This is a genomic window from Paenibacillus vulneris (assembly GCF_039543185.1).
GTDB lineage: Bacteria > Bacillota > Bacilli > Paenibacillales > NBRC-103111 > Paenibacillus_S > Paenibacillus_S vulneris.
On record NZ_BAABJG010000003.1, the window covers coordinates 362,676 to 386,738 of the forward strand.

Consider the following 24,063-nt stretch of genomic DNA (forward strand, 5'->3'; position numbering starts at 1 on the left):
CCATTCGATCTATAAGTTGACCCTACTTTGGAGGTGCCTGTCATGGTAATGAAAGAAACGGATTTGCAGCAGCAGAAGCAGCAATCATGGGAAGCGTATTATGAAGGGTTTCGTCCCGGCAAATGGCGGACGCATATCGATGTGAAGGATTTTATCGACCGGAATCTGACTCCTTATAGCGGAGACGAATCCTTTCTTGCTGGTCCGACTGAGGCGACCGTCTCGCTATGGCAGCGGATCCGCGAGCTGATGAAGCAGGAAATAGCGGGCGGAGGCGTATTGGATGTGGACGTTAACACGGTATCGACCATTACGTCCCATGCGCCGGGGTATATTGATAAAGAGAAGGAACAGATCGTCGGACTGCAGACGGACGCGCCATTCAAGCGCTCCGTGCAGCCGTTCGGCGGCATCCGGATGGTGGTTGATGCCTGCGAAGCCTACGGATTTCAGCTGCCACCAGATATCGTCCGGCTGTTCACCGAAATCCGCAAGACGCATAACCAGGGCGTATTTGACGCTTATACGACCGAGATGCGCACGGCGCGGAAGGCGGGCATCATTACCGGCCTTCCGGATGCCTATGGACGCGGCCGAATCATCGGAGATTACCGCCGAGTCGCATTGTATGGCGTCGATCGGCTGATTGAAGCGAAGCAAGAGGAGCTGCGGCAGCTCGAGGTCGACGCAATGACCGAAGAGGTCATCCGTGTCCGGGAGGAGCTATCCGAGCAAATCGCGGCGCTGGGCGAGCTGAAGCGGATGGCCGCCTCCTACGGCTGCGACATTTCCCGCCCGGCCGTAACGGCCAAAGAAGCGGTGCAGTGGCTGTACTTCGCTTACCTTGGAGCGATCAAGGAGCAGAACGGGGCCGCGATGAGTCTCGGCCGCGTATCCAGCTTCCTTGACATCTATATCGAGCGTGACCTGAGGGAAGGCAGGCTGACGGAAGAAGCGGCGCAGGAGCTGATGGACCACTTTGTCATGAAGCTTCGAATCGTGAAGTTCCTGCGTACACCGGACTATAACGAGCTGTTCAGCGGCGATCCGACCTGGGTGACAGAGTCTGTCGGCGGCATGGCGCTGGACGGAACGACACGTGTCACCCGCAGCTCGTTCCGCATCCTGCATACGCTGTATAACCTCGGGCCTGCGCCGGAGCCAAACTTGACGGTGCTGTGGTCGACCCGACTGCCGGAGGCGTTCAAGGCCTACTGCGCCAAGGTGTCCATAGAGACAAGCTCGATTCAATATGAGAACGACGATCTCATGCTGCCGCAGTTCGGCGACGATTACGGCATTGCCTGCTGCGTATCGGCGATGCGAATCGGCAAGCAGATGCAGTTCTTCGGCGCGCGAGCCAACCTTGCCAAAGCGCTGCTCTATGCGATCAATGGCGGAGTGGACGAGAAGCTGGGCATCCAGGTAGGTCCGGCTATTGCGCCGATTCGGAGCGAAACGCTCACGTACGATGAGGTTATGCCGAAGTACGATATGGTGCTGGAATGGCTGGCCAAGCTCTATATCAACACGCTAAATGTGATTCACTACATGCATGATAAGTACTGCTACGAGCGGCTGGAGATGGCGCTTCACGATAGAGACATTTTGCGTACCATGGCATGCGGTATCGCCGGTCTGTCTGTCGTAGCCGACAGCTTGAGCGCGCTGAAATACGCGACAGTCCGGCCGATTCGCAACGAGCAGGGCATAGCGGTCGATTTCGAAATCGAAGGCGACTATCCGCAGTACGGCAACAACGACGAACGGGTCGACCGCATCGCCGTAGAGCTGACGGAAGCATTCCTTGCGAAGCTGCGCAAGCATAAGACCTACCGCAATGCGATGACGACGATGTCCGTGTTGACCATCACCTCGAACGTCGTCTACGGGAAGAAAACCGGCAGCACGCCGGATGGCCGCAAAGCGGGCGAACCGTTCGCTCCGGGAGCCAATCCGATGCACGGCCGTGACCGCAAAGGCGCTCTGGCGTCGCTTGCTTCGGTAGCCAAGATTCCTTATGAGAGCTGCCTCGACGGCATCTCGAATACGTTCTCGATCATACCGAAGGCGCTCGGCAAAGAGCAGGAGGCGAGGGTGAACAACCTGGTCAGCATGCTGGACGGTTACTCTGCAACCGGCGGACATCACCTGAACGTCAATGTATTCGACCGGGAGCATCTGCTTGATGCCATGGAGCATCCGGAGAATTATCCGCAGCTGACCATCCGCGTCTCCGGTTACGCAGTCAACTTCGTCAAACTGACACGGGAGCAGCAGCTCGACGTCATCCACCGGACGTTTCACGGATCGATTTAAGACCGGTGAACAGGAGGACGAAGCAAACGGATACAGACTGCTGAAGCGTGGGTGTTCGTTCGCTCTCGTCCCCGTATTTCAGCTTATTCATGGATTACTGTCTGGAAATCTGGGGTAGCAGCGACCACAGAAGACGTTTCCGCATGTGGAGTCATCGTAATTCACCACGATTCTAAAGCGTTCAAGGAAAGGAGCTTATCGTATGAACGGCAGCCTTCACACCCATCTTGATCCTACCGGAACCGTCCACGTGCATACCGGACGCATTCATTCCATTGAAACGTTCGGAACCGTCGACGGCCCGGGCATACGCTTCGTGCTGTTCATGCAGGGCTGCGCGCTGCAGTGCCAATACTGCCATAACCCGGATACATGGGACTCCGGCAAAGGGCGCAACGTCCAGGTAGACGATATCCTGAGCGAGCTCGAGACCTATCTGGAATACTATCGGCGCTCTGGAGGGGGAATCACGGTCACCGGAGGGGAGCCGACCTTGCAAGCTCCGTTCGTTACCGCCTTGTTCACCGAAATCAAACGGCGATGGGGCCTGCATACAGCCCTCGATTCCTCCGGCTTCTGTGAGCCTGATCATGTCCGGGAGCTGCTGGATGTGACCGATTTGGTGCTGCTCGATTTAAAGCACATTGACCCGGTGAAGCACACGACGCTGACGAGCCAACCCAACGAACGGATGCTGCGCTTTGCCAGGCTGTTATCCGAGCAGGGCAAGCCAGTCTGGATACGCCATGTACTCGTACCTGGCATAACGGATGGCGGAGACGATCTGATGAAGCTCGGCGCTTTCATCGGAGAACTGACCAACGTCGAGAAGCTGGAGCTGCTGCCTTATCACCGGATGGGGGTATATAAATGGCAGCAGTTGAATAAGCCATACCCGCTCGAAGGGGTAGCGGAACCGACCGAGAGGGAGGTGGAGCGGGCCAGGCAGCTGATCGGGTTGGGGATGGCTCAATCCGCAGGTTCGGCCTAAGAGATCTGTACCTAATAATACCAATACGGGGCTGCCGGACATCGGCGGCCTTATTATCTTGATGAATTTCCCAACGAAAAATTTGAACTAAACAAGGACGAGGCTCGCTGTTGACCAGCGCCTCGTTTTCTTTTTATGCTGTCGGAACGATTTGATTAATTTTTGGTAAATTTTAAAATGCGTAAAAACCTAGTTTCAATTGTAGCGTCTAACTTGTAGCAGCTTTAAACCAAGGGAGGCTTTATATGCATGGGTAGAGTAAGTTCTGGGAAAGGGATTATGGCGGTTATAGTATCGTTTGGGCTGCTATTCAGCTGCACTGCCGAGCTTGAGGGTGCAGCACCCCCTAATTCCTTGGCTTATCAAAAGCAGGGTCGATCGGTATTGCCGCCGGTGATTTCATTGTTGGAAAATACGTATCTGTATCCGGAGCCGGATGAATCGGTTGAGCCTTGGGCGGCGCTTACTCCACAAGATGTGAGCACAGTTGAAGAGGACATAGACCCTTCTTATCTTGAGGCGGATCCGCAAGGGAAGGTGTGGATTAAGATCAAGACCACATGGCTGGGCGATCTATGGATCCATCTTGACAAGGAAAAGGTTGGTATATTGAAGCCTGTGGATACCTATCTCGCTTTGTTATGGGATGCGCGGCTCTACTCCGAGCCGACCAGATCCGCAATGACCGAGGCTGTATTATCTCCGCAAACCGTGCATGCGAATGCGGTATTTGAATCCCCATTCGCTATGTATTCTTCATCCTACCGCATCGAAACTTCTTGGCTAGGAGACCAGTGGATTGTAGCTAATCCTCATTATCTCCGTGTCGAAGTGCTGAATTCGGAGCTTGATCTGCCTACCGAAACCTTATATATGGATGAGTATGATACGGGGAACCGGCTGCAGCGGCCATCCGATGCCAGATTTATTCCAGCGCAAAAAGTATTTGCCATGGAAAAGACCGACAACGGAGTATACCATGTGCGCGGCCAAAACGGCAGCATCTTTTGGGTAAACCCGCAATTTGCACAGCCCGTAGGTGTAAAGAAAATAGATGAAACCTTAGAGCTGACAAAAAATACGGAACAGCATCTGTTTCCAACCATGCCATTTCCCGCCTTTGGACTTATTAGCCCGCAAAAGGTAAAGGCTTTCGAGCAATGGGACGATCCGCAAGGCAATCGGTGGTACCGAATTCACAGTTGGAGCGGTGAGATGTGGATACAACCCTGATCCTTAAGCTAAACGAGGATTAGCGAGAAAATACCAGCATATGGTATTATCTATATTGTTCTATATGGTTTTAGGAGGTACAAAGTGTTGCTGAAAATAATAAATAATATTTTTCAGTTCATTATAATTGGTATTTCCTCCTATATTTTGATGACAAAAAGCTTGAACTGATACCCTATTTAATGTTATTTCTAGCGTTGTCGTTATTGGCTTCGGGATTATCCGAAGTTATAAGCAACGGAAAAAGAACTTGGGGTTATACAACCATCATTGTATCTTTATTTATCTTTTTTGTTAGTTTACAAAGTTTTATATTGAAGTAAGGGTTATTACTCCTATTTAACATGCGACGCGGCTGCCGGCATAACATCAACGGTCATGTCGCGCTACTATAGTCAAAGGCGGGATAAAGATGTTGAATGAGTTAGAACAATTACCAGAACCGGCAAGCTTAAAAAAGCTAATGGCCGTTCAAGCAGCTTTAAATACGATTCTTTGTGAGACGGAATGGCTTCGTTATCATAGCTTTGTTCAGGAATGGGATGAAGGAGTTTCTATGGCCAAAATACGTAATGGGGCAGGGGACCACCTTATCATGCTGTTTTCCTCCGATGGCTGTATCATAAAGGGGTTTGACCATGAATCCCAGCTAAGTCCCTATGCGCAAGATGAACATAAGGTATGGCCGGGCATCTATGATAACGTTCCGAACGAATTACTCTCTCTATTAGAGCATGAAGGAATTGAAAAAGAAGATGTGACTTTTTGTATATGGCGTAAAAATAGTGATCCAACCTGGCAGAAAGGGAATGTTAAGCTGCCGAATGGAGCAGATGATGGCTCTTCATTTTTGTTAGGAACGATTTACCAGACACCGGAAGATTTCGTACAATTTGCGGAAGATTATTTTGAACTGGAGCTGCCCATAGAGGTTGTTGAACAAATTTATGAGGGTATCCCCGTTACTGTCGAGATGATACAAAGGCTGAACCCTGAATGTGCTGCAGAGGAAGTTTATCGGGAGTTGGAATCATTGGGATTTATATAAAAACCGGATAAGCAATTAAGCTGCCCGGCAATATCAGCAAGAAAGCCACAAATATAAAATGACACTTCCTTAATGCTCGAGGGCATTAAGGAAGCTGACTCACCAGTAGTAGTTTTCATCAAGAACGTAAGACTGTAATATCCCACCTCTAATTTAGTACCTACCTCTTTTTGTTGGGAATCGTCAGGATTGTTATTACCACCCTTGACTTCCCGCCACTCAAATTTTTCAGCCCAACATATTAGACCTTGTAATGGAACCGCGAAGCTCCTGAACATCCAGCATCGGCGGACGTCCGTACATACGAGCATACTCCCGGCTGAACTGGGACGGGCTCTCGTAGCCTACGCGGAAGGCTGCATCGGAAGCCTGCAAGGTTTCCGTCAGCATGAGGCGCCGGGCTTCCTGCAAACGGACCGTTTTCTGGTATTGCAGCGGACTCATCGCCGTGACGAGCTTGAAATGCTTATGAAACGCCGACGTGCTCATATTTACGGATTTTGCAAGCTGCTCGACCAAGAGCGGGCGATCGTATTCCCGGTTAATCAACTGAATCGCTTGAGCAATACTGTGAGAATGGCTGCCGATAATCGCGAATTGGCGGAGAAGGTCGCCTTGTTCGCCTTGAAGCACCCGGTACACAATTTCCCGGATGATGAGCGGCGCCAGAATCGGGACGTCCTCGGGATCGTTTAGCAGCTGCATGAGCCGCAAGATGGCATCGAGTAATGCAGTTGATGTTTGATTCACGGTGATGCCGCGCGAGGCTTCAGCAGGGACGTTGGCGGGTTGGTTCGTCTCTTTCACGATATCCAGAATGACGTCGGCGTCGAAGCTCAGCTTCAAGCTCAGATACGGGACCTCGGGCGAAGCTTCGATAATTCTCCCGATAATCGGCAGCTCGACGGAAGTGACCAGATATGTCGATGGATCATACCGGTAAGTCTCATCGGCTAATGAGGCTGTCTTCGCCCCTTGCGCCACGACGCATATGGATGGCTTATATATGGATTCCAGCGGTTCTGACAACTGTGTGGCATGCATCAGCGACAAAGAAGGCACAGACGTCCGATGTATGCCGCTAGACGGAGCATGACGGCGGATCAAGAGCGCCAATTGCTGCAAGGCCAGCTCCTTGCGCAGGGATTCATCCATGGTTGTAAGTTCCTTTCCAAAAGGGATTTATGTTTATTTACATCATAACGGGATAAAAGAGAAATAGGCAAGGATTGAATAGGGATGTTCTAACGGGGGAAAACAAATATTCCCTATAATAAGCTTACAAGGTCGAACACGGCGTAAAACCGAACGGCCGCAATGAAAAAATAAAGGAGAGAATGAAAATGAATTTGAATGGAAAAGTAGCTATCGTCACTGGGGCATCACGGGGTATCGGGCGTCAGGTCGCCATCCAATTGGCACGATCCGGAGCGAAGGTGGTTGTCAATTATACCTCGAATCAAGAAAAAGCGAATGAGGTTGTAAAGACGATTGAGCAATCCGGCGGTGAAGCGGCCGCGATCCGTGCCGATGTAAGTAAAGTGAAAGAAGTGGAAAGCCTCTTCTTGGAAACGATCGAGCGATTTGGACGATTGGACATATTGGTCAATAATGCCGGCATCATGGAACGTATGCCTATCTCCGATGTGACGGAGGAAATGTTTGATCAAAATTTTGCGGTCAACGTAAAAGGCACTTATTTTGCTTGCCAGCAAGCCATGAAGCATATGGCAAAGGGCGGCACGATCATCAACTTCTCGACCTCTGTAGCTGGCGCTATGCTTCCAGAGTACAGCGTCTACGCTGCAACGAAAGGTGCGGTTGAACAGTTGACCCGTCAATTGGCCAAGGAATTCGGCCCCAAAGATATCGTCATCAATTGCATTGCGCCCGGGCAAGTAGCAACCGAGTTGTTCTTGAACGGCAAATCGCCGGAGCTGGTTGATTCGTACCGCCGAATGAATGCGTTCGGACGGCTTGGAGAGCCCGAGGACATTGCCAACGCGGTCGAACTGCTTGTCAGCGACAAGGCTCGCTGGATTACAGGACAGACGATTCGTTCAAACGGCGGGTTCAATTAAATCTATGAAAAAGCAAACAACGGGAGCTTGCCAAACGGCTTGCTCCCGTATTTTTTGGTGCGTCTATTGGGACCGAGACCTATGGGATACTATACTAGCAATGCGAACCATCACATCCCGTTATCGCCGCCAGGTCTAATAATCTCTAACCGCGTCGAAGGCGGCATAAAGCTCCTCCATATCAACACTCACCCCGGCCATTGCCAGCCTGCCGGCTGCCGAATTCAACAGCTCTGATAATACTGCGTATATTTCTTCCCTTTCTACGGTTTCGATAAAGCCCTGACGGCGGTCCATTCGATTAAAGGCCTCCGCATATTGTCGGACGATGGCATTCAATTGGGCTTGTACTTCCGAAGCCTCGGATTCATCAAGAGCCCGGCGGATCAAAGCATGAATCTCGGCCGATGTCTTTTTGTACAAAGCGGCTGCTTTTTTGGCAATCGCCGATGTGATATGTTCGCGGCCGTCCCAATCCCGAAACGGGTTATCCAAATTCTCAGCCAGCCACTCCGGTTTGCGCGGCTTCGTAATGGAGAGATCCAATCCGTTAGCGACCTCTTTTTTGAAGCGGGCTTTTATGGACTTGGCTGCATCTGCAGGTAAGCTCGACATCCAGAGCCATGTCAATTGAGGAAGCTGCTCCGGATGAGGAAACTCCTCCGGCGTAAATCCGAACAGGTCGGAGGTGCTGAAGGTTTTCAGCTTGGGCAGAGCGGCTATGCTGCCTATATTGGCTATGACCCCTGGCTTGCCCCATAGACGGAGCTCCTGAAGCATGGGATAGCTTTGAATGACAGGAAGCAGGTCCAATTCGGTAATACCCGTAAGATGCAACCCCTTCAATCGATCCAGTCCGCAATGAAGCGGAGGCTTAGAAGTGAATGAAGCATGAATCCATCTTCCTTGGTCCTCGGCTATGATCTGCAGTTTGGGCGATATCGGTCCCCATAGAGATAGTGTGGACAGCTCCGGGTTTAGAACCAATCTTTCGAGTCCTCCTGCGTAGACGGATAGCCGCTGCAGGTGCGTATCACGCAAATCGAGAGAGGTACAGCCATGTTCTCCCAATTGGAGCTCTATAACAAAAGGATGATGTCTTAAATAAGGGAGCAGCCCATCATAAAGGCGGCTGGCTTGAATTTGGGTCAGACAAGGGAGCTTGCTAAGCTCGCTCATGTCCGTCAAGTTATCAAGAATGGATTCATGGATTCTGCTGGTGGAACGCCGGACTTGATGACCTTCCAACTCCACTATGGTATCATCCCGGGACGCAGCTTTAAATTGCTCTCGAAGCAGTTCCGGGATTTGCTCCCATTGGCGCTGCCGATAAACGCTTCCACCCGTAGACCAACCGCTGTAGCTGTTCGTTTCTTCCGTAATCAATGGAGGAATAGTTCCTGCGAAAAGGTAATTTTTCGGTACGTTGGCATCTACATAGCTATGATCCAGACGGTTGTCCCAAAACAAATAATTGCAGCGAAGCGGCCGCATCGCTTGAAGCTCGGTTTCGCTCGGCAGGCTTTCCCCGGTCCAATCAAGCTCTACTATGGATATAAGCCCATGGGAACGGCTGGATGAGCTTTCTTGAAGCCCGGTGACCTGACATGCGGCATATTGCTGAAGCTTATCGACATAGACGCAATAGATGTCGCCTATATTAGGTTTCATGAGGAGTGCTCCTTTCCGGTCGCGAAGGGTAGGTTATTGGATAAGTATACCAAATCCCCGCAGAGTCTAGCATCCTGAAATCGGCAATACCCGGTACGGTATCTACTGTATCACTAGAGTTAAGTTCTATTATTGGGAACAAATAAAGCTGGCTCACCCTAGGTGTGAACCAGCTTTTGCATGTCATGTAAAATTATTGCCGGGAAAATTGTACAATCCGATATTCGAAAGCTCCCAGTTCCAGCGTACCCGGCTGGATGATTTCCTGTGTCAACGCATCTGTAGCTTGTACAGGAATAGTAACCGTTCCTCCATCACCATTCATATTGACAACGACCCACAGATCGTGAGTGTCCGTATGTCTCGGAGCCACAATGGTGCCAGGGGTCACATCGGTTCTCAGCGTGACGCCGGCTTCTGCCGCATAGTGATCGATAAGCTTGCGCAGCAGAAGGTCGCCTTCCTCCCCTGTCGGCATGGAGCCGAGCATAACGATTCTGCCTTTGCCGCAGCGGTGCTCGGTAATAAAGGCTTTGCCCGGTGTCAGCCCTTGCTCCAGAAGGCCTACGGCGCTAGCGCCCTTCGGTTCGAATACCGAGCTCCACATGCTCAGCGGTGCGGACACGCCGAAGGCGCTGCCGAGCGTCGTGGTGCCTTCCATCGGATACGTAAACAGTGTCTCCACTCCTGCCAATTGCTCCAGCTCCAGGCTCAGCGCAGCATCGGTATGTACCGTGTGGTTTTCGGTTCTACCTCCTGTCAGCGGTCCGATAACCCAGATGCCGCCGCGCTCCACAAGCGCCTTGGCACGTTCCCTGTAGTCCGACGAGACATAATGGAGGAACGGAGTGAAGAGCAGCTTGTAGCCGTCGAGGTCGGCTCCTTCCGGGGTCAGATCACGGTGGATTCCCATGTCAACGAAACGCTCGTAGAACGAAGTCACCAAACCGCGATGGTTCAGCTTGCGGTGAGGCTCCGTCTTGAGGAACGCTTTGGAACGGTCTGAATACGTGATTGCAACCTCGGCTTGGGTAGGGCGCGATGCAACTATGACAGGCTCAATCCGCTTGCGGGCCTGCTCCACCTCCAATACGCTCTGGTAGCCTACCGTCGGCTTGCCCCAGGCGCTAATGACCGAGCCGTGAGGCTGCTCGCAGCCTGCCCGCTGCTGGCGCCACAGCCAGTAGCAGAAGGCCTCCGCGCCAAGCGCATAAGCGGCCACCGCTTCAGAACGCAAGTAGCCGTTCGGATGGGGCTTGGCATAGCTTTCCAGAGAAGCGCTGAACGAGGTGCTCGTTTCCATAATCCAGAAATCTTTGCCCTGCTTGAAGTTGCGGAACAGATCGCAGTTGATCAAATACCCGGGCATATTATCGAAATTTGCATACGTATCGAACGAGGCAAAATCCAGATTTTTAAACAGACGCTCGTTATCTACATGAAAGGCTACACTGCTGTTATGAGTGATAGGCGCTTTCGAATAGTTGCGGATAATGGCCGCCTGCTCGTCCGAAAACTCAGCGATTTTTTCGTAGGAGAACAGCTGATACATCGTTCTTAAGGAAGAATTGTGCAGAAAAGGCGCGGCTCCGGGCTGCGGCACCTGATCGAAGCGGTGATAATATTCGCTCCAAATGTCCGTACCCCAAGCCTCATTCAGCCTCTCGACCGTGCCATAACGGTCCTGGAGCCATTGATGCCACAAGTCTTTGCAGGTTTCACACATACATTCGGCTACATGAGCCTTGAACTCGTTATCGATCTGCCAGCCGATGACTCCCGGTAGCGGGCCAATCGCTTTGGCGATATGCTCCGTGATGATGGCCGCTCTTTTTCTGAAATAAGCGTTGTTGGTGCAAGCATGCTGTCTGGAGCCATGGCCCATCACCGTGCCGTTCTCATCGACATACATCCGCTCCGGATGCCCGTGGGTGAACCAAATCGGCGGCGTCGGAGTCGGGGTGCACATGACAGTTTGAATGCCGTTGGCGTGCAGCTGATTGATTACATCGACGAAGAAGCTGATATCGATGTTATCCTCCTCAGGCTCCATTCGGGACCAGGCGAACTCCCCGATCCGTGCTACATTAATACCTGCTTCCTTCATAAGTAGAATATCCTGGGCGATTACGTCGGAACTCCACAATTCCGGATAAAAAGCGGCTCCATGGTACAATCGTTTTTCCATTTTTTTTCATCTCTCCAGCCCTCAATAAATAACTCGCATTACACGATTTTATTCATCTTATAAGAATACGGGCGGCCCTTCAATTGCAGATTCTTGATAACCGCTCCCAATTTCCTTACACATTATTGATTTGTTTGCACTTTCTTGAAAATCAGAGGTTTAGCAGGGGTTATTCCGTCATTTCTTCCGTTACATGCGATATGCCGCTTTGATGAATTGCAGGTATGGCGAGAATAAGTTAAATCCGGCTGATGGTATGACATCCGAATTGGGCTAGAATGAAGCTAAACGGTATGAAGAAAGCAGCTGTTTCCCGAGGAGGTTGATTCTTTGCTTCATGCAAGCAGGCTCTTTTACAAATGCCTTAGTCTTTGTTTTATTTGCAGCACAACATTGGCTATCGCGGAATTGTTGACAGGGAAAGATTCATTCTGGAGATCAAGCATATTGATCTCAGGCTGCTTGGCATCGATGATGATGGGACTTCTTTTTATGCAGAAGCGCATGAATGAGAAGGTGCCCTGCGCACGGAAGCAAGAGGAAGGCAAACCCGATACCGTAATGGCGGAGCAGCTGCGGTATTTGACGGACATGAAACAACGGCTGGAGCAGCAATTGGACGACCAGGCAGCGCAGCTGAACCGGTATTTTTTGAAGCAGCTGTTTCTTGGGGGCTACACGCAGCCGGAGCTGCAAACCCGTCTTGCCGCCATCGGCGGTGCTCCTGACCGGCAGAATCCGCTGGCTGTAATGACGTATCGTATCGAGTCGCTGGAGCATACCCGTTTTTCAGAGAATGATAGGGAGCTGCTCTTATTCGCTATCCGTAATGTGATAGAGGAGCTGATTCCTTCATCCTCTCGTCTGACGCCGGTCTCCATCGAAGAGAAGATCGTGCTCTTGGCCGCGGGCCGGGATCAGGATCATGCGGCATTCAGGGCCATGTTAGACACCTGGGTCGACAGGGTCCGGACGGCGGTATCCGAGTATTTATCACTTACTATCAGCGTCGGGGTCAGCTCGGTCTTTGTCGACCGGATGTATATCCCGGCAGCTTACCAAGAAAGTCTGGAAGCATTTAAATACCGGATATGGACACATTCCCAACCGGTTTATTACTATGAGCATACTTTGGCGGAATCCGCGGGCGGTTACCCGCTCCCACATGAATTGGAGCAAGAGTGGCTGGAAGCCGTTAAGCATTGCGAGATCGAAAGAGCGGATAACCTGCTTCATCAGGTTGTTAAGGAAATGGTTCGCAATGCAGGCAGCCCGCAAATGCTGGAGCTGTCGATGGTCCGTTTGCTGTTTGCTTTTATGGAGCATATGCGGCAATGGGGGATTTTGTATGACGTCTGGCAGAACAGCCGGACATCCTTGATTCAGCAAGTCATAAAGCTTCAATCCGAAGCGGAGATAGAATGTTGGTTTAAGCAAGTCCTGATGGACCCATGTCTGACTACACTAGAGGGAAACATGAAATCCTACAAAAAAAATCTGCTCGATCAGATCGTAACCATGATTCGCGAGGAATACGATACCGATCTGTCGCTTGAAACCGTAGCTGCCAGGCTGCATTACAATCCCAATTATTTAAGCGGCTTGTTTAATAAAGAAATGAACATTACGTTCAGCGAATATTTGGCTAAACAGCGGCATGAGATGGCCCGGAAATGGCTGATTGAAACCGGTCTGCCGGTCAAGGAAATCGCGTATAAGCTGCAGTATAAAAACTCTCAGAATTTCATTCGTTCCTTCCGCAAAGGGCAAGGGATGACACCAGGCGAATTCCGAATGAAATACGGGAGAAAGCCGCTGTTCGAAGAGATGGGCTATCTTGCGGAACGAACCAGTGAGCCTGTGTTCGAATAGTCAGGCTGAACTCCTCGCATGATCATAGGCCTCATGAAATAATCACCAGATCAGCTTGCACCATCAAGTATAGATAAGCTGATAGACCGTAATCCTCCTCTCTCTTATTCTGATGTTGAAGGTTCTGATGGAGCTTCAAGAACAAGATCAGGAGGGGTTCATATGAACGCGGGGAAGGATAGAGCGAGAAGAAGAACGACCTTATCTATTCTATGGCTGGCGATGCTATCCTTGATGGTTTCTGCCTGCGGAGGAGGCGGGACAACCGGAAGTCCGACAGGAAACGGCGGCACGGACGGCGGCAATAAGGAGGCGAAGACCCCATCGCTGGCGCCGGAGAAAGCCGATTTGACGATTACGTCCAGCGGTGCGCTGAGCGAAGAGTCCTTTGAAGCGAACTACGGGAAGTATTTGAAAGCGAAATTCCCTAACTACACGTTCAAATATATCAAGAAGGGCACCGGCAGCCTGATAACAGACCTGATCACGGCGGGAACGCCTATCGATATCATTTACGAAAGCTCCGGCAACATCTTTGACGGACTGATCAATCCCGGGCTGGCCATGGACATTACGGATAAAATCAAACAGCACAATATCGACTTGAGCCGGTTTGATCAGGGCCCCATCGATGTTATGCGCCAGCTGGCCAAAGGCGGAATCTATGGACTGCCTGTCAACGATATGACGATGGTGACCTATTATAATAAGGACATATTCGATCGTTTCGGGGAAGCTTACCCGAAGGACGGGATGACCTGGGAAGAAACGCTGGAAATAGCCAAGAGATTAACAAGGACGGATAACGGTAAGACGTATTTGGGCTTAGTCGTATCCCCGCTGCATTATATCCGCCTTAACCAGCTTTCTGTCGGTGCGGTAGATCCGAAGACCGAGAAGTCTCTGGCTCAAGACGAGCGTTGGAAACGAATCTATCAGGGGATTTATAAGGCCGAAGGCGATATGCCGGACTATAAAAAATACGTTGCCTCCAACTCGAACAAAATGCCTTATAAGAACGAATTCTATAAAGAAAAGAACCTGGCGATGTTCGTCTACTTATCCGACCTGTATTCAGCCAATACGAACGAGCTCGATCAAATGAACTGGGGGATGGTATCCTCCCCGGTGTTCAAGGATGCCCCGCGAACGGGACCGCAATCGTACCCGACCTTCTGGAATATCGCCTCTATTTCCAAGCAGCAGGACGCAGCTATGGAGGTCTCAAATATTTGACATCGGATGAATTCCAAATGATTGTATCCAAGCGCGGCGAAATGACCTCGTTGAAAAACGAACAAATTCGCAAGGCTATGGGGGAGGATTTGAAGGGGAAAAACATTCACTTCCAATCGACTTATTTCCTGACACCGGCCGCAAGCTCACCGCGCAGTCCGCTGGAGCCGCTGGCCCAAAAGCCCCTGGAAGCAGCCATCGCCGAGGTCGCTACCGATGCTGCCGATTTGAACTCAGCCCTGCGCAAGGCGGAAGAAACGGCCAATAAAGCGATTGAGGCGGAGAAGAAAAAATAAGCTCGTTGCCATGACATATAGAAGCGTTTCGGAACGATATTTCCGGGCGCTTTTTTGCCGTTTGGTTATAAAGTTAAATTCGGACTATGGATTGTAATGGGGTGGTATCCCAAGATAGAAAGAGAAATGCATAAAAGATTTTTATCCTGATAGATTCGTTGTATGATAGAAGAGGAGACGCTTTTGTCGATTGCAGTGCCCTATGCATTGCTGTATAATGAACCGAGAATTCTCAAGCAGTTTAATATAGAAAACAATGATGAAAAAAAGTGGCTTTAGTCTCATGAACATCGAATATTTCCTAGTTCTGGAGTTGTAATACGGGAGTCATGCCCTTGTATTGCATTCCATCGTTCTTTTAAAGATAAAGCGGTTTCATCAAGGAATAGCAGCTGGAGCCGCCAGATTGCTTAACAGGAGGGAATCGTCAAATGCCGAAATATTTGGTGCGTTTGATCAGTTTTACTTTCATAGTCGCGGCGATTCCTGTGATTTCCATTGGCCTTATTTCTTATTTCATAGCTTCGGGCGATATAGAAGATAAAGTCAAGGACGGGAACATGCAGGTATTGCTGCAAACACAGATGAGGGTCGAGCAAGTATTAAAAACGCTGGAGCTTACTTCCCTTCAATTTGTCAATTCGCCGTTAGTCGCTTCGTCTGTCAATGAAAGCTTGAGCTATGATGACTTCGCCAAGCTCCGGGATTTATCCAAAGGATTATACAACCTGCAGACGTTTACAAGCGTCAAAGAGGCTTATTTGATTAATTTCAATATGGATTGGATGGTCAGCTTCTCCACCTTCCGCCGCTTCAGCACTTATCCTGACCGGGATGTGATGACCTCCTACGCCAAATACCCGAACAGCCTGTTCTGGATTACCCAAAGTCCGAAATCGCAGGACAAGCCTGTTGACGAGGAAGGAAATACTCAGGAAGCGTCTTCACCGCCGGTGATCCGGATGGTATATAAAATTCCGGTCATTCCGATGACGACCCAGCCCAAAGGACTTCTTGTCGTAGAAATTTTGAACAGCCAGTTCAAGAACCTTTTGATGAATAACAAGAAGCTGGGCGATGTCTATGTGCTGGACCGGGAGGGTCATAATTTCCTGCTGGAGGATAACGAGGTCGATAACAGCCAGGGGATTCAGACGCTGGTTGCCGACAGAATCCGCGAAACCCAGGAGGATTCCGGCTTTTTTAACGCTTATGTTAACGACCAGGAGCTCGGCATTACGTACCGTTCCTCTCCTTATAACGGATGGACTTATATATCAGCTGTTTCCATTCAGGATATAACGAAGCAGTCGAAGAAAATTGCATGGGTTACCTTTATCGCATGCACGGTTATTTTTGTCCTGGTCGGCATTCTTGCTTTTTATGGAAGCAGACGCATGTACTCTCCTATCAAAAGGTTGTTTGAGTTCACCAAGCAGGTCGAGGTAGAGGAAAGCGGGCCAAAGGACGAATTCAGCCGGATCGAGGAACGGTTCCGAACGCTATTCAGCACGGAGAAGCAGCTGCAGCAGCAGGTGAGGGGCCAGTTCAGCCAATTAAAGGAGTTTCTTGTACTGAAGCTGTTCACGGGGCAAATCTCGGACAGCGACTTTGCCTACCGGTCGCAAAAATTCGGTTTTCCTACGGAATGGAGCTGTCTCGGCGTTCTGACGGTGCAGATCGATACGCTGCAGGAGAGCCGATACCGGGATCATGATAAGGAGCTATTGCTGTTTGCGATCAACAATATGGTCGGAGAGCTCATTCCACAGCAGGATAGATTCAGCCCGGTGCTGCTGGATCAATCCCAAGTGACCTTGCTTGTGTGCCGGTCCGACAATGAGGCCGAACGCAAGGCGTATTTTTTCCAAACGGCTGAGATGATCAAACAAAAAATCCATGAGTTTTTGCAGCTGCCTGTCAGCATTGGAATAAGCCGCCCGTTTGACAAGGTGACGGAATCGGTCCTCGCTTATGGGGAATGTCTGGAGGCGTTAAAATGCAGAATCAGCCTGGGGCAGGAAATCATTGTCCATTACGAAGATATTGACGCCGGCCGGAAAGAGCTGGAGATCACGGTCTATACCCAATTGAAGCTTCTGGAGGATCAGATGATCAACTCGCTGAAGCTGGGTGAGCTGGACCGGGTCGATATGGTGTTCGAGAAATATATTGCGGCCATCGTAGAGAAGGACATTCATTTCAACGAATATCCCGCGTTAATGATGCAGCTCATCTCCAAGGCATACCAGCTGGTGCAGGAGCAGGGAGGCGCCGTGAAAAAGGTGCTCGGCAGCAAAGCGACCATGGACCATTTCCTCAAGCTCAATACGTTGGAGGATATTATGAAATGGTTCAAGACGGAGCTGTTTGAGCCGATCGTCGGGTTCCTGAACCATCAAGCCGAATCGCAATATGTGAACATTGCCAACCAAATGGTGAAGCTGGTCCATGAACGGTTCGACCAGGATATTTCCCTTGAAGCGTGCGCTTCGATCTTGAATTTCCATCCGGTTTATTTAAGCAGGGTGTTCAAGAAGGAGATGGGCATCAACTTCAGCGAATATTTGGCGGACTATCGGATGAACATGGCCAAGACGTGGCTGGAAAATACAAGCTTGAAGATCTCGGAGATTGCGGAAAAGCTGAATTATACGAATACGACCGCCTTCATCCGGACGTTTCGCAAAATCGTCGGCATGACGCCGGGACAATACCGCGAGCAGTACAATAAAGACAATTCTTGATGGGTAGAATCAATGGAGAGGGCTGGCCCTGCAGTGCATCGATGATGACAAGGGACAGCCTTTTTCCCACAATAGGCTTGGGGGCTGCCCAAAATTACCTGAAGCAGCTTCTAGACGAAGGCCCTACATACCGCTAAATCAATCCAATTCGCGGGTTTCAATAGCGGCTGGAGGGGCATACCCCACCGTAGTATATTGGCAATAGTTCAAGCACTACAGATTTCTCGACAAACTCACCCCCACATTAGGGGTTATTTTAACCACTGTACGAATGTTAAATGGAGGTCCATGGTAATGAAGAGCAGGAATCGGACGGTATCTTGGTTGGCTCTGCTAATGGTCATTGGATTGACGGCAGGATGCAGCGGCGGCAATACGGGAGCAACGGATTTGCCGAAGAAAGAGACCGACAGCAATGCTCCCTTTACGATCACAATGGCGACGGCGCAGGTTGGAGATGTCCCCGACAAAGATAATGAAGTGAAGCTGGCTCTGGAGCAATATACGAATACCAAATTGGATATTCAATGGATACCGACAGCCGCTTATGATGATAAAGTCAATATCATGATGGCATCCAATGAAATGCCGATGATGCTCAGGGTCAAATATATCCCTACAGCGATCAGTGCCATGAGGTCCGGTCTGTTCTGGGAGATCGGTCCTTACTTGAAGGATTATAAAAATTTGTCTGCGCTGGATGCCCAATTTTATGAAAATATCACGGTAGACGGGAAATTGTACGGCCTTCCTATTTATCGGGATATCGCACGAAGTGCCGTCATTTACCGCAAGGATTGGCTGGATACGCTGGGATTGAAGCCTCCGACGACGCCGGAGGAATGGTACAACGTTTTCAAAGCGGTAGCCACAGGAGACCCGGACAAGGACGGCAAGGCGGATACGTACGGCATGATCCTGCCCAAAAAATACAACGACGGTTCGGCGGCCGTCACAACCCGCATCGCAACTAGCTTCGGCGCTCCGAATAAATGGGGTGTCGACGCGAACGGCAAATTTACTCCGGAGTTTATGACCAAGGAGTTTATGGACATGCTGCGGCTGTTCAGAAGAGCTTACAGTGAAAAGCTCATTAATCAGGATTTTGCTATACTCGACGATGCCGAGGTGGAAAAAGGTTATGACACAGGGAAAGGCGCGATTCGGGTTGCCGTCTCCTCCAACGCCAAGAGCATGCAGGATCGCCTCGTAAAGAACAATCCCAATGGGCAGTTTGACGTTATGCCGCCGACAGGTCCTTCAGGGGTTCGGGTAGCGGGAGAAGTAGGCAACAACGGGCTCTACGTCATTCCGAAGTCAGCGGTCAAAACGGAAGCCGATTTGAAGCGCATTCTGGCTTTTGCCGATAAGCTGCTGGATGAACCGATGTCCACCTTGCAGCTGCGCGGGGTGGAGAACAAGCATTTCGTCAAAACCGGCGACGGCAAGACGGAGATGAAGGATTTTACGGCTTTCCAGAAGGAAGTGAAGCCTTACCGCGACATCCTGTTTAATTATGAAGGCTATAACGTGCTTCCTCTGAAGGACACCGAGCTTGGGGAGAAGGGAGCCAAAATCTCCAAGGACAATTTGAAGTGGGCTGTTCCTAACCCTGCTCTAAGCCTGGACTCAGCGACCTATAACGAGAAAGGGAAAGAGCTTGAGCTGCTGATGATGGATGCGGAAACCAAGTATATCATGGGCAAGATAGATGATGCGGGGTTTCAGGCGGAAATCGATAAATGGCGCAAGGCGGGCGGAGATCTAATGATCAAGGAGTATGAAGAGGCCTATGCTGCAGCGAAGGGCAAGTCATAATGAATGAGGCCGGCGGGAGGGGCGCGATTGAAACTGAAACGAAGGGCAGCTGTATTCAGCGCAGTGGTGTTAACGACCGGGATTTTATCCGGATGCGGAGATAGCGGCACCAGCCGCGGGAGCAACAAATCCGCTGCGCTTCCATTCAACATTTCCATGGCGTTAATGCAGGTCGGGGATCTTCCTGACAAGGGCAATGAGATCGAGCAGGCTATTGAAAAGTATACGAATACGAAGCTGGATATTCAATGGATTCCGCAATCCGCCTTCGATGATAAGGTAAACGTCATGATCGCGGCTAATGAAATGCCCAAAATCATGAAGCTCAATTATGTTCCGACGACCATCAGCGCCATTCAATCCGGCTTGTTCTGGGAGATCGGCCCTTTTCTCAAAGACTACGGCAATTTATCGGCACAAAATCCGCAGTATTACGAAAATATCTCTGTAGAAGGCAGGATTTACGGGATTCCCAACTTTCGCGATATCGGGCGGGCAGGGATCGTATACCGCAAGGACTGGTTCGATACGCTGGGGCTAAAGCTTCCGACGACCATCGACGAATGGTATAACGTGCTGAAGGCGCTGACGCTGAACGACCCAGACCAGAACGGCAAGCAGGATACTTATGGAACCGTGCTGTTCAAAAAATATAACGAAGGCACTCAGCCTGTACTGACCCGTATTGCGGTAACTCAAGGCGCTCCCAACCGGTGGGGAGTGGAGAATGGGAAGTTCACCCCCGAATTTATGACCAAGGAATATTACGACGTAATGAAAATGTTCCGCAAGCTCTATGAGGAAAAATTAATAAACCAGGACTTTGCGGTGTTTGACGATTCGGAAGCGATCAAGCTGATGGATTCCGGTAAAGTCGGCATGAAGCTGAACGGGGTGTATAACAACGGGAAAAGCTATCAGGATAAGTTGACGAAGACCGTTCCGGCAGGAGAGTATGATGTGGCTCCTTTTACAGGTCCTGGAGGCATACGTCTGGCGGGAGAACCGGGTAACTTCGGCTTTCTGGCTGTACCTAAATCTTCAGTGAAAACCGAGGAGGAGCTGAAGAAGGTGCTCGCTTTTCTGGACAAGCTGATGGACCCGGAACTGTCGACATTGCAGCTGCGAGGACTGGAAGGCAGACATTACAAGATAGTGGAAGACGGGAAAACCGTGTTTACCAATTTGAGCGCGTATCAAAGAGAAGTGAAGCCGTACCGGGACAATCTCGTCAATATCGAGGGGTATCATGTGGCAGAACAGAAGGATACGCCGCTGGGTGAAAAAGGAACCCGAATGACTCGCGAGAACATCCGATATGCGATTCCGAATCCTGCGTTAACGCTGACCTCCGCAACGGTATCGGAACGCGGCAAGGAGCTGGACCAAATGATTTGGGATGCGCAGACCCGATACATTATGGGCAAAATCGATGATGCTGGATGGAAGGCAGAAGTCGATAAATGGCTTCAAGCCGGCGGGGAACAAATCATCAGGGAGTATGAATCCGCGTATGCCAACGCTGCTAAGAAGTAAGCTTGCCCCCCTTTCAATGCGGCCGTAATGGTTCGATGACTTAAATCGCTTCTCAAAGAAAAGAGCCGCCCGGACATTTATCCGTTACGGCTCTCTGCAGGAAGCCGACCAGGTTTTCGCGTTACTCGTTCAAAAGTCTCTTTATATAATTGGGCAAAATGAACGAAGCCCGGAACAGGTCGGGATTTATATATTTCGAATGAGTCCACTGAAGCCTGCTCAAATCAGCTTGAAGCGGGCTCCATTTCTTGGATGCAAGCACGAAACACCAGATTCCGCCCGGAAAGGTAGGGACAGTACAAGTATAGGGAAGGACAATAGGGAACAGTCTTTGCAAGTTTTTTACAGTCCCTTTAAGGATATGGGAGGAGTAGTAAGGGGACCCGGCTTGAAAGACGGCTATGCCTTCTTTCGTCAGGCTGTCGTGCACGTATTGATAAAAGGGAGGCTTATACAGACTTGTTGCGGGGCCATACGGATCTGACCGGTCTATCAGAAGGATATCGTAGACATTGGTTTGTTCCTGAATCCATTTATATCCGTCTCGGTATATAAGATGTACTCGCCCGTCTGCATTGTCTTTAGAATCTTGTGTCATCCAGATTTTGCAAGCATCGACAACCCTTTGGTCAATTTCTACCACGTCGATACGTTTCACACTTTCATAACGCATAGCTTCGCGAGCAGGACCGCAGTCTCCGCCTCCGATCATAGCTACATTTTCAGGCATCGGACAGGTGGCCAGCGCGATATGGGAAATCATCTCATTATAGATGAAACCGTCTTTCGATGTAATTTGCGGTGTGCCGTCGAGGATCAGCATCCTGCCAAAAGAACGGGTGTCTGCAATGCTTATTTCTTGATAGGAGGACTGCTCGTAGTGCAGGAGCCGATCAATCTTATATCCTACCTCCATACCCAGCTCCGGAATATCATCCCAAAGCCACAGCTCGTCATTTTCCTCCTTCTGATAACCGGTTAATGAACGTTTTTTGTTCGCCATGACGGAGTAAGCACCACCTTATGGATTCATCTTTATCAATCTTTTCAGCAGTAGGCCATCAGTCCCCTTGTTTTCGCCGGTAACAAAGTGATTCATGTAGCGTGAAAGGTATCGGCCATAGCCTGTATCCGTCTGAAGCAGGAGCTTGTCGACATAATGAACGCCATTGGGTATGTCGTCAAGCAGCATGGTGGCTAGTGCTCCGTATATCCCGCACGCGACCTGAAAATAGGTGGCATTTGTTTTATAGCTCGCATAAATGGTCTTGTTGTCCATCACATTATACATATAGCGTTCCTTATCTTTATAGACAAGCAGCACGCCGACCAAATCCTCGCCTTCCAGCGCGCCGACCGCAGGGTCCAATACTTTATGATTCCAATTCCAAATATCGTCAACCTGATCAAGATGAGTACGAATAGCATTCGTGGTCAAATCATTGACACGATAGATAAAGCCGGTCTCCATATCGAACGCTTGGCCCAAAGTAAGCACCTCTTCGTGGGGCATCAAGCAGCCATGGAACTTTTTGGATCCGAGAGTGACCTCGAACTCAAGAGCATATACATCGTCATATATAAATAGAGGCATGCCGTCCCTTACGAACATCGGATAGTTCAAAATTGCTTCGTCCAGAAAGCACTCGGGAGACCATGTCGAATAAATGGTATGAGGGGTAATCAAGGAAGGATCGAGGTACATGGAATTATCCTGCTCGACGATGTAACAGGCCAGCGGATGCTCCCCGGGAGCTTGCTCCATCAGCTGCAGCGCCATCCATTGTACGACGCCGGGGTTCATGCCGGAGCACACAATGGCCTTGGTATTGGTAAATCGGTTCCTATGCTTTTCGAAATACAAGTAGCGTTCCAGCAGGGTAAACCCTTCAAGCTTCTCATTCTCGTCAACCGAGGTATTCTCTAATGCGGTATTAATGTAGCTGATCCCCAATTCATTGCAGCATTCCAGCATATCAACCGTATCGGCCCAGGAGACGTCAATGACAACGGTCGTTTGTGTATCAATCAAATGCTGCCGCAGCAAGTCACCCCGTTGAAGATCAAGCTGATGCAAAGTGACGGAAGGATATAAATGAGGGATCCATTGCTTGTAGTAATTCAGGTCCCGCTGCTTCTTATCTATGAAATGTAATTTGCTGCTGCGGATCATGGAATGGATAGGATCATCACTTGTTACGTACGCCTTGTCTAATATGGACAGAATGGATTTGGCCACACCCCCGGCGCTTCCCAATATGCTTATAATGGTTTGCATAATCTATCAACTCCTTTCTTTTCTATATTGTATTCATAGAATGAAAGGAGGAACTGATTCAATAATACACAGTCAACCGCATAATTTTTATCTATGGAAAGGTAAATGATACAATGGAAGAGAGTCTGATTGGATTATTGGATGAAGCAGTAAAGGTGCGAAGTATGCGATGGTTCTAATCGATGGTAAGAATCGCTTCTATGAGGTCCCGCTCTTTTTATTACACAGTTTGTCAGAATGATTGATTCTATCTTTGCGTAAATCACGGTACTCTTCAATGTACGTTACTTTGGGGTTACGGCGTTTGCTACTGGAGCGGAAATAGCCGGGTAAATACAATACGGCAGACAGCAATGCAAGAAACATCAATACAGCAATATCTGGATTCATAAGAAACACCTTCCCAGGTTTGGAATGGAACCGCTATATGATCGAGTCCATTGTAACACAGGAATTGTTTATAATGGAAATGCATAATAAATATAATTCCTTATGCATATATAGAATAAGATTTGTTGTAAAGGTATGGAGCTAGAGATCCGAATAGACCTTTTTTTCTCCATTGAGAGTGTGGCTAAACACAGGGCCGCGTCGAAAAAAGTGATCTAATGATTATTCCTCCGTTGGGGATATAGCTAGAAAAAAAGAGCGTTTCCAAGTACAATTGAACGACAGGAAGCGAAGGCGCAGCAGTCATAGAGCAAAGACTCTTGGCTGCTGCGCATATTTTCGTCCTGCCAACGTATTAG

17 protein-coding genes are annotated in these 24,063 nt (G+C 49.7%); 11 read left to right on the forward strand and 6 right to left on the reverse strand.

Annotation, left to right across the window (positions count from 1 at the left end; genetic code table 11):
- Window positions 1-42: 42 nt before the first annotated feature.
- The 4 genes from pflB (at window position 43) to ABEA66_RS03090 (ending at window position 5,591) form a co-directional block, all read left to right on the forward strand.
- Entirely contained in the window at window positions 43-2,319 is a 2,277-nt protein-coding gene (gene pflB, locus ABEA66_RS03075) for a formate C-acetyltransferase (protein WP_345585943.1), read from the forward strand.
- A gap of 202 nt (window positions 2,320-2,521) precedes the next feature.
- On the forward strand, window positions 2,522-3,310 hold the full coding sequence (gene pflA, locus ABEA66_RS03080; RefSeq protein WP_345585945.1) for a pyruvate formate-lyase-activating protein: 789 nt from the start codon (window positions 2,522-2,524) through the stop codon (window positions 3,308-3,310).
- Between the two features lie 249 nt (window positions 3,311-3,559).
- Window positions 3,560-4,543 (forward strand): hypothetical protein, encoded by a 984-nt coding sequence (locus tag ABEA66_RS03085; RefSeq protein ID WP_345585947.1) that lies wholly within the window; start codon window positions 3,560-3,562, stop codon window positions 4,541-4,543.
- 412 nt (window positions 4,544-4,955) lie between these two features.
- The gene (locus ABEA66_RS03090; RefSeq protein WP_345585949.1) at window positions 4,956-5,591 is read left to right on the forward strand and encodes a hypothetical protein; all 636 of its coding nucleotides are present in this window, start codon (window positions 4,956-4,958) and stop codon (window positions 5,589-5,591) included.
- 228 nt (window positions 5,592-5,819) lie between these two features.
- On the opposite strand, the gene ABEA66_RS03095 is transcribed toward ABEA66_RS03090, so the two are convergent.
- On the reverse strand, window positions 5,820-6,746 hold the full coding sequence (locus ABEA66_RS03095) for an AraC family transcriptional regulator (protein WP_079912710.1): 927 nt from the start codon (window positions 6,744-6,746) through the stop codon (window positions 5,820-5,822).
- A 188-nt stretch (window positions 6,747-6,934) separates the two neighbouring features.
- Between ABEA66_RS03095 and ABEA66_RS03100 the strand changes: the two genes are divergently transcribed.
- The gene (locus tag ABEA66_RS03100; RefSeq protein ID WP_377740272.1) at window positions 6,935-7,672 is read left to right on the forward strand and encodes an SDR family oxidoreductase; all 738 of its coding nucleotides are present in this window, start codon (window positions 6,935-6,937) and stop codon (window positions 7,670-7,672) included.
- A gap of 135 nt (window positions 7,673-7,807) precedes the next feature.
- On the opposite strand, the gene ABEA66_RS03105 is transcribed toward ABEA66_RS03100, so the two are convergent.
- The gene (locus ABEA66_RS03105) at window positions 7,808-9,343 is read right to left on the reverse strand and encodes a leucine-rich repeat domain-containing protein (protein ID WP_345585954.1); all 1,536 of its coding nucleotides are present in this window, start codon (window positions 9,341-9,343) and stop codon (window positions 7,808-7,810) included.
- Between the two features lie 193 nt (window positions 9,344-9,536).
- Entirely contained in the window at window positions 9,537-11,531 is a 1,995-nt protein-coding gene (locus ABEA66_RS03110) for a beta-galactosidase (RefSeq protein ID WP_345585956.1), read from the reverse strand.
- Between the two features lie 447 nt (window positions 11,532-11,978).
- Here ABEA66_RS03110 and ABEA66_RS03115 point away from each other — a divergent pair, with 447 nt between their 5' ends.
- From ABEA66_RS03115 to ABEA66_RS03140, 6 genes are all read left to right on the forward strand, one after another.
- Complete coding sequence (locus ABEA66_RS03115; RefSeq protein WP_345585958.1) at window positions 11,979-13,403, forward strand: AraC family transcriptional regulator; 1,425 nt, start codon at window positions 11,979-11,981, stop codon at window positions 13,401-13,403.
- 162 nt (window positions 13,404-13,565) lie between these two features.
- The gene (locus ABEA66_RS03120; RefSeq protein WP_345585960.1) at window positions 13,566-14,639 is read left to right on the forward strand and encodes an ABC transporter substrate-binding protein; all 1,074 of its coding nucleotides are present in this window, start codon (window positions 13,566-13,568) and stop codon (window positions 14,637-14,639) included.
- Window positions 14,636-14,935, forward strand: a complete 300-nt coding sequence (locus tag ABEA66_RS03125) for a hypothetical protein (RefSeq protein WP_345585962.1) — start codon at window positions 14,636-14,638, stop codon at window positions 14,933-14,935. Before ABEA66_RS03120 ends, ABEA66_RS03125 begins: the two co-directional genes overlap by 4 nt.
- A 431-nt stretch (window positions 14,936-15,366) precedes the next feature.
- A complete protein-coding gene (locus tag ABEA66_RS03130) occupies window positions 15,367-17,682 on the forward strand; it encodes a helix-turn-helix domain-containing protein (RefSeq protein WP_079912704.1) in 2,316 nt (771 codons plus the stop codon).
- A 294-nt stretch (window positions 17,683-17,976) separates the two neighbouring features.
- Window positions 17,977-19,500 (forward strand): extracellular solute-binding protein, encoded by a 1,524-nt coding sequence (locus ABEA66_RS03135; RefSeq protein WP_345585965.1) that lies wholly within the window; start codon window positions 17,977-17,979, stop codon window positions 19,498-19,500.
- 27 nt (window positions 19,501-19,527) lie between these two features.
- Window positions 19,528-21,036 (forward strand): extracellular solute-binding protein, encoded by a 1,509-nt coding sequence (locus ABEA66_RS03140; protein WP_345585967.1) that lies wholly within the window; start codon window positions 19,528-19,530, stop codon window positions 21,034-21,036.
- Window positions 21,037-21,157: 121 nt separating this feature from the next.
- Here ABEA66_RS03140 and speE read toward each other — a convergent pair whose 3' ends face one another.
- From speE to ABEA66_RS03155, 3 genes are all read right to left on the reverse strand, one after another.
- Complete coding sequence (gene speE, locus ABEA66_RS03145; RefSeq protein WP_079912701.1) at window positions 21,158-22,039, reverse strand: polyamine aminopropyltransferase; 882 nt, start codon at window positions 22,037-22,039, stop codon at window positions 21,158-21,160.
- Window positions 22,040-22,057: 18 nt separating this feature from the next.
- Window positions 22,058-23,314, reverse strand: coding sequence for an S-adenosylmethionine decarboxylase related protein (locus ABEA66_RS03150; RefSeq protein ID WP_345585970.1), 1,257 nt, complete (start codon window positions 23,312-23,314; stop codon window positions 22,058-22,060).
- Window positions 23,315-23,512: 198 nt separating this feature from the next.
- Complete coding sequence (locus ABEA66_RS03155; RefSeq protein WP_345585972.1) at window positions 23,513-23,704, reverse strand: hypothetical protein; 192 nt, start codon at window positions 23,702-23,704, stop codon at window positions 23,513-23,515.
- Window positions 23,705-24,063 lie beyond the last annotated feature (359 nt).